This window comes from Hyphomicrobium zavarzinii ATCC 27496, assembly GCF_000383415.1.
Lineage (GTDB): Bacteria > Pseudomonadota > Alphaproteobacteria > Rhizobiales > Hyphomicrobiaceae > Hyphomicrobium_C > Hyphomicrobium_C zavarzinii.
Genome location: NZ_KB911261.1, coordinates 201,765 through 213,538 on the forward strand (window position 1 = coordinate 201,765; position 11,774 = coordinate 213,538).

The 11,774-nt window shown below is 62.5% G+C and carries 11 protein-coding genes and 1 pseudogene; 2 read left to right on the forward strand and 10 right to left on the reverse strand.

Annotated features, from left to right (window positions below):
* The first annotated feature begins 223 nt into the window (after positions 1-223).
* Positions 224-532: a YkgJ family cysteine cluster protein gene (locus F812_RS0118525; protein ID WP_020087483.1), complete on the forward strand. Its 309-nt coding sequence runs from the start codon at positions 224-226 to the stop codon at positions 530-532.
* Between the two features lie 83 nt (positions 533-615).
* On the opposite strand, the gene F812_RS0118530 is transcribed toward F812_RS0118525, so the two are convergent.
* Together F812_RS0118530 and F812_RS0118535 are read right to left on the reverse strand one after the other, a co-directional pair.
* Entirely contained in the window at positions 616-2,964 is a 2,349-nt protein-coding gene (locus tag F812_RS0118530) for a TonB-dependent receptor (protein WP_020087484.1), read from the reverse strand.
* An 82-nt stretch (positions 2,965-3,046) separates the two neighbouring features.
* A complete protein-coding gene (locus F812_RS0118535; protein ID WP_020087485.1) occupies positions 3,047-3,424 on the reverse strand; it encodes a DUF2946 family protein in 378 nt (125 codons plus the stop codon).
* 380 nt (positions 3,425-3,804) lie between these two features.
* Between F812_RS0118535 and solA the strand changes: the two genes are divergently transcribed.
* Positions 3,805-4,938, forward strand: a complete 1,134-nt coding sequence (gene solA, locus F812_RS0118540) for an N-methyl-L-tryptophan oxidase (RefSeq protein WP_020087486.1) — start codon at positions 3,805-3,807, stop codon at positions 4,936-4,938.
* Positions 4,939-5,054: 116 nt separating this feature from the next.
* Here solA and F812_RS27050 read toward each other — a convergent pair whose 3' ends face one another.
* From F812_RS27050 to F812_RS0118575, 8 genes and pseudogenes are all read right to left on the reverse strand, one after another.
* On the reverse strand, positions 5,055-5,297 hold the full coding sequence (locus F812_RS27050; protein WP_051113874.1) for a hypothetical protein: 243 nt from the start codon (positions 5,295-5,297) through the stop codon (positions 5,055-5,057).
* A gap of 22 nt (positions 5,298-5,319) precedes the next feature.
* Positions 5,320-6,450: a porin gene (locus tag F812_RS24615; protein ID WP_051113875.1), complete on the reverse strand. Its 1,131-nt coding sequence runs from the start codon at positions 6,448-6,450 to the stop codon at positions 5,320-5,322.
* Between the two features lie 383 nt (positions 6,451-6,833).
* Entirely contained in the window at positions 6,834-7,235 is a 402-nt protein-coding gene (locus tag F812_RS0118550) for a glycine cleavage system protein H (protein WP_020087487.1), read from the reverse strand.
* Positions 7,216-8,619: a dihydrolipoyl dehydrogenase gene (gene lpdA, locus F812_RS0118555; RefSeq protein ID WP_245257712.1), complete on the reverse strand. Its 1,404-nt coding sequence runs from the start codon at positions 8,617-8,619 to the stop codon at positions 7,216-7,218. Before lpdA ends, F812_RS0118550 begins: the two co-directional genes overlap by 20 nt.
* Positions 8,620-8,633: 14 nt before the next feature.
* Positions 8,634-9,173 (reverse strand): OsmC family protein, encoded by a 540-nt coding sequence (locus tag F812_RS0118560; RefSeq protein WP_020087489.1) that lies wholly within the window; start codon positions 9,171-9,173, stop codon positions 8,634-8,636.
* Positions 9,174-9,395: 222 nt separating this feature from the next.
* A complete protein-coding gene (locus F812_RS0118565) occupies positions 9,396-10,013 on the reverse strand; it encodes a response regulator transcription factor (protein WP_020087490.1) in 618 nt (205 codons plus the stop codon).
* Positions 10,003-11,274, reverse strand: a complete 1,272-nt coding sequence (locus F812_RS0118570; RefSeq protein ID WP_020087491.1) for a sensor histidine kinase — start codon at positions 11,272-11,274, stop codon at positions 10,003-10,005. Before F812_RS0118570 ends, F812_RS0118565 begins: the two co-directional genes overlap by 11 nt.
* Before the next feature lie 156 nt (positions 11,275-11,430).
* Positions 11,431-11,774: pseudogene (locus F812_RS0118575) on the reverse strand (cytochrome c biogenesis protein CcdA); the annotation flags it as partial.

Below are 11,774 nucleotides of genomic sequence, written 5' to 3' on the forward strand. Positions count from 1 at the left end.
CATACTGCACGCGGGACTTGCCCGCTACGTTCTGCCCGGCGTAATCGTATCCGTGTGCTCTGCTGGCCCCTGTTCTGCTGGTCCATGTCCGGCACCTCTGAGCAGACGCTCTTTTCCGTTGCCAAGGCTACAGCTCAGGCGGCCGCACCGCCAGTCTCGATCGACACCCAACATCCCGATGAAAGAGCAGGAAGATAGCAGAATTTTGGGCGCCGCCCCCGTGATGCAGGGCGGAAACTCCTCCCCCTGCACGGTGTGCGGGGCGTGCTGCGCTTACTCCGACGAATGGCCGCGCTTCACCATTGAGGACGACGCCACGCTGGACCGGATTCCCGCCGAGATGGTCAATGACCAGCTTTCGGGCATGCGTTGCGATGGCGTGCGCTGCCTGGCCCTCGTCGGTCAGATCGGCGTTGCGACGTCCTGCGCGATCTACGCCGACCGGCCCGACGTATGCCGCGCCTGCGAGCCCGGCGACCATGCCTGCGACATGGCGCGGGAGCGCCATGGGCTGCCGCTCCTCGCGCGCTAAGGCTTCCTCCTTGAGGGACATAAAAAAGGGAGGACGGCGGTACCCCGTCCTCCCTCCCTCATGCCGTGATGCCGGTGCTGCTCCTAGAACTTCACGGTGAGGCCCGCGTTGAAGGAGCGTCCCTCGCCCGGCACATTTCCCTTTGCCGCCACGCCGCCGATGTGACCCGACATAGTCGGCTCGATATAGTGGCCGGCCAGCGGGTCCTCGAAGTAAGTGTCGAACAGATTGGTCACACCGAGATCGAAACGCCAGTTGTCGACCTCGTAGCTCGTGCGCAGATTGACGAGCGCGTAGCCCGCAGTTTCCAGCTCGTTGCGGGTGGTATCGACGTTGTGCTTGCCGCCCACGAGATCGAGCTCGACGGCGCTGGACCAGCCGCCCAGCGCATGGGTGAGCGCCAGCCGGGCATGGAGCGGCATCATGTGATAGAGGCTGACGCCGGTATCGACATTCTCGCCGTGCACATAGCCGCCGCGCCCGGAGAGGCCGATCTCGCCAAAGTCTCGGCTCGCCAGCAAGCGCACGCTTCCGGCGAAGTTGATGCCGTACAGCTCCGCATCGTGGTTGACGAACTCGAGATTGACGAAGCCCGGCTGGCCGATGGCATTGCCGATCTTTCTCACGCCGATGTAGTCCTCCACGTAGGTGTAGTAGGGCGTGACCTTAAACTCCCAATCCTTGCGCGCGCCGTCGTGCCAGCCGGTCGTGACGCTGACCGTATGGGCGGTTTCCGACTCGAGATCCAGGTTGCCTACGTAGCCGTTACCGTCTCCGAACCAGCCGATCATGCTCATTGCCATCTGGGCGTTGTCCATGGGCCCGTCCACGCGGCTCCAGGCGTAGCGCTCATAGAGATTGGGCGCGCGCGACTTCATGGCGTAGCCCGCCTCATAGCTCGTGTTGCGGTTCGGCTCGTAGCGCGCCAGGGCCGTGACATCGATGTTGGTGTCGGTGCGCTCGTGATTGCGGGCGTTGAAGGCTGCCGCATCGAGGGCATAGACGCCGCCCATGCCTCCCACGGCGGCGTTGTAGCCGTGCACGTCGCCGGTATCCATCCAGACGACATCGTTGCGCACGCCGAAGAGCGTGGACCAAGCGTGATCCCACTTGCGCTCCCACTCGATGAAGGTGCCGAGCCGGGTTCGCGTTCCGTCATTGATGGTGAGATACGTATCGGGACCCATCATGCTCACCATGGCCATGGTGGCGGGCCACCAGTCGTCGAGCGCCTGGTGATGGAGCTCGTTGCCCACGCGGAGCAGGTCGCGCTGCGAAAGGGGTATCTCCGCCTTGATCGCATAGCCCATGTCCTCGCCTTCGGTCAGCATCGGCATGTTCCGATAGGGCGGCGCCTTGTTGTATTTCTTGTCGGACAGGAAGTTCATCTCGTGGTCGGTGTGCTGGTAGAAGGCGCGCGCATCCAGCTTGCCCCAGCCGAAGGTTCCGACATAGCGCGTGTTCAGGAACCAGGCCTGATTGTCGACCATATCCATGCGCTGGTTCACGAAGCCCTGGTAGGGGATGTACTGGAGACCGCCCTGGACGATGAAGACATCGCTTCCGTTGCGGATCGCGAGCTGAACGGAATGGTTCTGGGCTTCGTACTCGGTGGAGTAGACCTCTGTGCCGCGGCCGTCGTCGTAGTTGCCGGACCGTCTCCACGCGCCCGCATAGTTGACGCTCACCGTCTCGGTCGCGGCATGAGCGGTGGCGGCGGTTCCGATGCCGTCGCCGTTGCTGCGATAGGAGGCCGACAGGCTTCCCGCCGTGTGGACGCCCTGCTCCGGGCTTGCGAAATGCGGCGGATGGCTTTCGACGATCACGGTACCGCCGAGACTATCGCCGCCCTTGGAGACGGGGGCCACGCCGGTCAGCACCTCGACGTATCCGACCTGGGCGGGGTCTGCGTAGGAGAGCGGCGGGTTCATATGATTGGCGCAGGCCGACGAGACCACCATGCCGTTGAGCAGGACTTTCACCCGATCGTCGGCAAGGCCGTTGAGCGCGGGGATGCCCGACACGCCGCCAGCCCTGAAAATGCTGACACCGGGCGCATCCGCAATCAGATCCGCCGTGCTGCTCGTTCCGGGCTGCATGGACTGGAAATCGCGGCTCGTCCTCTGCGTCGCGGAAAGCGGAACGGCGAGGCCGTCGTTACGAAGTCCGATCTCCGATTGCCGAGGGGCCTCGTGGACCTCGGCTCCGGGGCCGGAGTTAGCTGCCGCCGGCGTGGATTGGTTTGCTTTCTTTCCGGCGGCCTTGTGCTCTTTGTGGACGACGACCACGGGCGGCAGCGAGACGCTGCCCTTGTTGCTTGCTGTCGTGTTGCTGGCCGCGTCTTGAGCCACGCCGTGGGAGAACGGAATCAAGGATGCAACGGCGGCAGCGGCCGCCCTGCCCGGCGCGAGCCGATAGCGTGATGAGGACATAGGAACTCTCCAGTGTGTCGTGAAGCCTGTGCGCAGGCTGGCGTTCCCCAAAACGAGGGCAGCCGGTGCGCTTTGTGGTGGACTACGAGAGGGAGAGTTCCGGTGGGCCTCGTGCCGAATGGGCCGAGGGACGCGGCGTTTCCTGAAAAATGCCGCGCGTGATGCGATACGTGATCGAGGCGTAGGCTGCCTGCGATGCGACGACCGAAGACGGGCCCGCGCCGATGCTCGCCGAGCCGATAGACGCGTAGGCGCAGATATCCTTGTCCCGCTTCTTTTTCTTCGATGGGACGGGTGCCTCGCCTTCGGCGGCCTCCTGCTCTGGGCCGTGACCGGTGCAGATGACGACTGTCATCGCGACCGCATCCTTGTCCGCTTTCGGCGCGAGCATGAATCCCACCGGCACGATGCTGTACAGCGCATACGCTACGATCACCCATATGCGCAGGACGTGCCGCATCGCCTCGTCAGATCTCGCCTACCGATTGATATGTCCAGTTGCCAGTACGGCATCATCCCCGGCACCGACCGAACTCAGTTGATCTCTGATAACCTGGCGGGGATCGCACGTTTGGATGTGTCCGTTGGGACACTGTACGATCTCATGGCGGATCATTTTGCTGATGCGGATCAGCGAATTACGGCCGAGACTCTACTCCCCGATCCGTCAACGGAGATCGCGGCAGGCGCCCACGGACCTCCTTACCGAGGATAGGGCTCCGCGCATCCCGCCATTTGGGCGGATAGGGTCCCTTCCGGCCCCGTCATTTCCGTTCCCATTCATGCTGCCATTCTATTATTTTGTTTTAGATCACCCCCCGATTATCGACGAGCATCCCCGTGCATACATTCGACGTCATCGTAGCTGGCGTAGGCTCCATGGGTGCCCAGACGTGCTGGCAACTGGCCAAGCGTGGCCTGCGCGTGCTGGGGCTGGACCGGTACGACATCCCGAACCAGATGGGCTCTTCCCACGGCGAGCATCGCATCATCAGGCTCGCCTATTTCGAGCATCCGCTCTACGTGCCCATTCTCCGGCGGGCGTATGAGCTTTGGCGGGAGCTTGAGCAGCTCTCGAGCGAGCAGATCCTGTTCGTCACCGGATCCATGGACATCGGCGCGCAAGGCTCCGAGGTCATCAACGGCTCGCTCGCAAGCTGCCGGGAGCATCATCTCCATCACGAGCTGCTGTCGGCGGCGGAGGTGATGCGGCGCTATCCCGGATATCTGCTGCCCCACACCTTCCAGGCCGTCTATCAAATGGACGGCGGCTTCGTCGCATCGGAGCGCGCGGTCACGGCGGCTGCGCGGCTTGCGCTCGAAAGCGGTGCCATCATCCGCGGCCATGAGCCGGTTCTCGAAGTCTCGCCCGCTCCGGGCGGCGGCGTTCGCGTCCGCACCACGCGGGGCACCTACGAGGCCGGCCGGCTCGTCGCCTCGGCTGGCGCGTGGATCGGCGAGATGCTTCCCCGTCTCAAGGAGATCGCTGTTCCCGAGCGGCAGGTGCTCGGCTGGTTCCGGCCGCGCACGCCCGAGCTTTATCGCCTTGGCGCGTTTCCGGTCTCGAATCTCAAGAGCGACCTCGGACACTTCTACCAGTTTCCGATGTGGACCGTGCCGGGCTTCAAGATCGGTCTCTATCACCATCTGCGGGAGCGGGGTGAGGCCGATACGCTTTCGCGCGTACCCACCCAGCAGGACGAGGAGGTGCTGCGGGAGGGAATCGCGCGCTTCTTCCCGGAAGCGAATGGGGACGTTCTGGCCCTCCGAACCTGTCTTTTCACCAACACCCCAGACGAGCACTTCATCCTCGATACGCTCCCGGGCTTCCCCGAGGTAATCGTCGCCTCGCCCTGCTCCGGTCACGGATTCAAGTTCTCGAGCGCCATCGGCGAGATCCTGGCCACCATGGCGATGGGGCGCGCGCTGCGGTTCGATCTCTCGCCATTCCGGCTTTCGCGATTCGAGGCCTGAGCCTTTTCGCCGCCGCGAGCTTCGAGACCTTCCGCACCGCGTGAGGCGCAAAAAAAAGAGAGAGAGCCTTGCGGCTCTCTCTCCTCTTCGTCGTCAACCAGTTGGGAGTGGTCGTATCAGAACGAGATCATGGCGCCCGCAGCCACGACGTTGATGTCGTCGAGATTGCTGATGGCCGGAGGAGCACCCTCGAAGCTCGCGTCATAGTTCTTGTACGTCAGCCACAGAGACATGGCGGCTGCGTCGATCTCCTGGACGGCACCGAGGCCCCACTGCGTCAGGTTGCTGCCCGTGACCCCGAATGCGCTGAGATCGGGATGGTACATGTCGTTGCGCTCGGAATACTCGCCGTAGAGCACCGTGGCGCCAAGCGGTACCCAGTTACGCCGGATGCCCGCCTTCAGATACCAGACATCGCCGCTCGGCTGCGCATCCGTGAGCGCCTGCGTGACGAGGATGTTGTCGTTCTCTTCCTTGCCGTAAGAGCCATAGAGGAAGAGGCCCGACGAGACGTGCTGCAGATAGGCGCCGATCTGGAAGTAGCTTGCGTCGCGCTTCACGACGTTGCTGAGGCCGGTCACCGTATTGAAGCCGGGTGTACATGCCTTCGTCGCCGTTCCAGTTGTAGGCCGCAGTTGCCGCCACCTTGAAGCCGCCGTGCTCGCCGGCATAGCGAAGGGCGACATCCCAGAAATCGTCCTCACCCCACGTGGCCGACGCGGAGAAGCCGCCGAACGTCGGCGAATCGTAGCGCACGCCGTTGATCGGAACCGGCGCGCAGTTGCCGCCGGTCGGCAGCGAGCTCGAGCCGCACCACATGGCTGCGCCAAGCGGGAAGCCGACGTTCGGGACGAGCGTGGGCAGGCCGAAGTCGGCGTCGAGAAGAAGCTCGCGGCCGTTGCGTGCCAAGGCGATGCCGAGGCCGTTCAGGGGCGTCCAGTTCGCCTGCAGAAGCGAGCCGGATCCATCCACCAGCATGGCCGCGTGCTCGGAAGCCTGCGGGATGTGGCCGACCATCACCTGGCCAAGGCTCTTGCTCTTCAGGAACCAGTACGAATAGAGCGACTTCACGGCATTGTTCTGGAGCGTATCGTCGCTCGTGATGCCATAGGCATAGGGACCGTTATCGCGCCAAGCGGGGTTGCCCGCCGTGATCGGATCCGCGTTCATCACCTCGAGATGGAGTACGTAACCGGCAGTGACGTCCGGCGTCACCTGGGCGCTTCCCGAGAATTTGACGTGGGAGGCGATGGTGGAGCCGATATCCGTGACGTAGACGTCGTCAACCGCGCCGTTGTCAAAATACATGAGCTGCTGGCTAACCCAGCCGCTGATCGTCATCGACACTTTCCGGTTGCCTTTTCTCGCCGTGGTCGCCTCAAGCTCGGCAACACGCTCCTCGAGATCAGCACAGCAATTGCCCCCGAGGTCCGCGGCGTTGGCGCCACCGGAAAGCAATCCGCCGGCAACGAGCCCCGCAGCCACAAGCGCACTTTTGCCCCTGACTTTCATCTTTTGTTTCTCCCGTGAATTGTGCGTCATTCGTGGTGCGGCCCAATATCCCCACGGCCGAATTCAAAACGGCCGCACGCCAAACTTCACACCATCGATTTTCGGATTATCACAAAGCTGGAAACTGAAATCGGAAAAAATGTCCGTAGACGAAAGTTCCACACGCAAATGTCTACATTCAGTCACACAAATTGAGGCAGTCAATATATTGCAGAACAACAGGAAATAGGTAGGCCGCCATTTATTTTATTTGTGAATGCTATTAATAGATTTAAAAAATAATACGGCCGGATCATCGCTATCCGGCCGCATCATTTATTACGTGCAGGTGTCGAAATCCAGCCCGGCCGCCTGATCCGGTGAGCCGTGCGGGCGCTAACCCGTTACCTCCCTCGCTCCCCGAGAAAGGCGAGATACGATTCGTGCGCCATCAGCGACGAAAGGTCGGCCGATTCGGCCAGGCGAATGGTGAGAAGCCATCCGTCTCCATAGCAGTCTTCGTTCAGCAAGCCTGCCTTTTTGCTCAGATCCTGATTTGCGGCCAGAACCTCACCCGAAGCGGGCGCGATCAATTCGGAAACGACCTTGTACGATTCGACAGTTCCAAAGGGAGATTCGGCCTCGATGTGATCTCCCGCCCGGGGAAGCTCAACGTACAGGATCTTTCCGAGCTGCTTTTGCGCGAAGTCCGAGACGCCGATATGCGCCTCGCGCGATCCCGCGGACGGCCGAAGCCACAGGTGGCTTCTGTGAAAGAGCGCACCATCAAGAGAATTGCAGGACATTGTGCTCCTTTCGTGCGGCCGCGAGCGGCTTGTGCGTGGCCTGCCCGAGTGCATCCTCCACGGCTTCCAGAACACCTTCGGAAATCGTGGGATGGGCATGGACGGTCGCAAAGAGCTCCGCCGCCTTTCCGTTGCGCTGAAGCACGATCGCTCCCTCATGCACCATCTCAGACGCGTGCGGCCCGATGATGTGGAGGCCGATCAGCTCTCCCGTGCTCTTGTCGACGACCACTTTGGCGAAGCCCGAGATTTCACCGAGGGCGTGCGCACGGCCGAGGCCCCGTAGATCGAACTTGCCGCTGACCACATCGAGGCCATCGGCTCTGGCTTCGTCCTCCGTACGGCCGACCCAGGCAATCTCCGGATTGGTGAAGACGGCGACGGGTATCGCGCGGTCGTAGATCAAGTTGAACTCGCGCCTGAGGGCGTGGTCCACCGCGAGCTTGGCTTGGGCGGAAGCGGCGTGCGCCAGTCCGGACCGGCCATTTACGTCACCGGGAGCATAGACGCGCGGGGCACTCGTTTTCAGCACCTCGTCCACGACGATCTCGCCCCACTCGTTGGTGCGAATTCCAGCCCGCTCCAAGCCGAGATCAGCCGTATTCGCCTTCCGGCCGACGGCAACGAGCGCGCGCTCCGCGGAACAGACGATCCTGTTGCCGGCAAATGCGCTGACGCCGTTTGCGGCGTGCACGAGAGACTGAATGCGACAGTTTAACTCGACCTTGATCGAGCGCTTGCGCATCTCCCGCTGCATGACGGCGGAAACATCCTTGTCGGCGCTCGACATCAGCCGGGACCCGCTCGCGAGCAGCGTGACCTCGACCCCCAGGCTGTCGAGGATGAATGCGAACTCGCAGGCGATGATGCCCGAGCCGACGATCATCAAGGATCGCGGCAAGGTTTCCCAGGCGAGCAGATCGTCGGACGTTCCGATGATCTCCCCATCCACGTTGAAGTGCGGATCGGCGATCGGCTTGGAGCCGGTGCATACCAGAATGCTGTCGGCTTGGATGTGCTCGCCATTCACGCCGATGGTGTTCGCGTCCAGGAACTCGCCGTAGCCGCGAACGCAGGTGACGCTGCGATCCTCCATCAGGCGCTCGATGCCCTCTCCGAGCATCGCGATGACGGCCGCGGACCTCCGGTTGATGGAGGTCCAATCGGCCGAGACCGCGCCCGCAACCTGGAGGCCGAATTCATCGGCTCTCCTCAGCTTTTCGAGCAAACCGCAGCTTTCGACGAGAACCTTGGTGGGAACGCAGCCTTGATTTAGGCAGGTTCCCCCAAGGGGTTTCGGCTCGACGAGTGTCACTCGCGCGCCGTGCGCGGCAGCGTGAGAAGCGGCGACGTACCCTGCCGGTCCGCCGCCGAGTATGACCATGTGGTGATGCATGCTCAGGCAGTTGCCTCGAGAGCCATCGGCTGGCCGTTGATCACCACGCTGCCTGCGACCTCGACCGGGGCCTGCAGCGTGTTGAGAACGGGGCAGTGCTTCTCGACCATTTCCGCGAGCTTGCAGAGCTCCTCGCGGCTGGCAGAGCTCTTCACCTCGGTCTCGAAGATGATCTTCTGGTAGCCCGCGGGAATGTCGTCCTGCAGCGCGAAGAGGCCGCGCAGATCGATGTATCCGCGAAGATTGCATTTGACGCTCTCGAGCTCGATTCCGAGCACGGCGGCATAGGCGCGATAGACGATTTCCTGGCACGTTCCCAGCGCAACGAGCACGATCTCGACCGGATTGGGACCGCGGTCCGTGCCGCCGAGGTCCGCAGGCTCATCGATGCTCATGGCCGGAAAGTCGCGGATCTTGCCAAGGCAGTGCATGCCCTCGCCGAGCTCGGTGGAAGCCCGGAAGACCACCTTCGCGCTACCCGGGTTCTCCTTGATGTTGCCCATGGCCGCGAGGAGAATCTGCTTAATTTTCTCTTGAGACATGCCCGTTTCCTTCCCTGTGGTTTTTGCCGTGTTGATTGTGTGGGAAGGCTACGCTTGCGGTGCCGGACGCCACAATTGGGGGCATTCCGAGCGAACCTAGGGACTTTCCCTAAGGCACGGACAACCGGATCGTCCGTGGGGCGCTTATCCGTCGTCGCGCGCGCGTGCCCGACCGATCCGAACGCGGTCGCGCATGGCCGGTCAGAAGCTCATTTTAAGCGTCTAGCAGGGCTTTGGGGTGACGAGCACGCCGAGCTTCTGCACCAGCTCGGCGACGGAGTGGGCCGACATCTTCGCCATGACGTTGGCGCGATGGACCTCCACTGTCTTGCAGCTCAGCGAAAGCTCGGTGGCGATACGCTTGTTCGGCATGCCGGAGTAGATGAGCCACGCGACCTCGCGCTCGCGGCACGTCAACCGGTTGAAGCTGGCGTCGACCTCGGAGCGCGCGGTTTCCGCCTTGTAGAGCCCCCTCGCGCGCGCAAGCGCCTCCTCCGTCCTGTCGAGCAGGACCTGGTTGTTGAAGGGCTTCTGCAGGAAATCGATGGCCCCGTGCCGCATGGCCGTCACCGCCATCGGAACATCGCCATGCCCGGTGACGACGATGCTGGCAAGCGGAGATTGCCTTTTCTGAAGCTCGAGCTGAAGCTGGAGGCCACTCATGCCCGGCATGCGAATATCCAGAATCACGCATCCCAGGCGGTCGTCATATTTGTCCAAAAACTCGTTCGCACTCGTGTACGTGCACACGCGATAGCCCACGGACGTGAGCAAGTACTCGAGCGACTCCCTGGCCGCCTGATCGTCGTCCACGACGAACACCCATTCGTTAGCCCGCATTCTCCCCTCCGTCACGAATAGGCAGCTCGATGATGAACGTGAGACCGGGCTCCGGCGCGTTGGTTCTCACCGCAAGCTGTCCCCCGTGGGCTTCCACAATCGATCGTGAGATGGGAAGCCCCATGCCCATCCCCGTGGGCTTTGTGGTGAAGAACGCCTCGAACATCTTGTCCGAATCGATGGTGGGGGCAATGGGGCCACGATCTTCGATGAGGAGGCGCACTGATCTCGGCTCGGCAACCTCGAGCGTGATCGTAACCAGCCTGTCCTGGCCAGGCCCCATCGCATCCATCGCCTCGATGGCGTTGCGAACCAGATTGAGGATGACCTGCTCGATCTGTATGGCTTCTCCCATCACGCGTGGGACCGACGTGACGCCCCGGGTGCAAACCTTGACCTGATGCGCATGGGCTTCCGGCGCGACGATCCGAAGGGCGTCGAGCACAAGCGCGCGCAGATCGAGGTGATGGAACGTCGCGCTGCCTTTCGATAGAAACCGGCGGACGCTGGTGATGATATCGCCGGCCCGTTCCGCCTGCCTGCACACATGCTCCATCGCGACTTTCAGCTCAGAACCTTTCGAGCCGTTCTCCAGGCGATAGAGACAGCCTCGGGAGTAATTCGCGATCGCAGCCAGGGGCTGATTGAGCTCGTGCGCGAGGGCCGTCGCCATCTGCCCCATGGAGTTCAAACGTGACGCGACAGACAGCTCGCGATAATGCAGGCGGATCTCGTCCTCGTAGCGCTTGAGATCGCTGATGTCGCGTGTGATGCCAAGGAGCGCCCTAACCGTACCGTCCTGATCCTTCAAAGGCGCCGCGTGCGTCTCGAGCCAACGCTGGCGTCCCTTGAGGGATATGATCTGGAACTCCATCTTGACGCGCTCTCCGAGAAACACGCGCCGGGTCATCTCGTCATAAGGATCGCGATACTCCGGCGCCACGACCCGATAGACGGACGTTCCCACGATGTCCTCGGCGCGGTCCGCGTCCACCAGATAGAGGCCGGCAGGATTCATTTCGAGAATGATCCCGTCGAGGGATTGTATCTTCACGCACTCGGGCTCGGTGGCAATGATCTGGCGGAGCCGCTGCTCACTTTCGGCCAGCCGTTCCTCGACGCTCAGCCGATTGGACGTTTCATCTCTCAGCACCAGCTTCGCCCGCCGCAACGAGAGGCTCACACTCGCGCTGTAGATCGACATACCGGCCAGCATGGCGAGCGCAAGCAAGAGAAGTGCGTATTCGCCAGAACCAGACATCCCCCAGCAATCCTCCGGGACGCGCCGCGCATCGACGCATCGTTCGCGGCATTCTAGCGACGACTGCGCATCATCGAAGACGGGGTCCGCATTTATTTTATATTCCTATATATCGCCTTCCTTGCAGCCGCCCCTCGACCTGATCCGTCCACGTCCTCAACCTCCGGGCGTTAGCGTGCGGAGATCGTGCTGGAGCTTTTCGGGCGTCATCAGCTCCTCGACGCGGGCAAGACCCGGGAACGTCTCGATCAGCCATTGTCCGAGCGCCTGGATGCTGAACCACTCGAACACGTTGAGGAAGGCGATGCCGGTCAGCACCAGCAGCAGGCCCATGATCTTCTCCATCAGCCCCAGATGGCGGCGGAAGCGGTGCATGAACGACAGGAACGGGCGGATGGCCACCGCCGCCAGCACGAACGGAACGCCGAGCCCGGCCGAATAGACCGCGAGCAGCCGCACGCCCGCGCCCAGGCTCGCCTCGTTGGCGGCGAGCGCGAGCA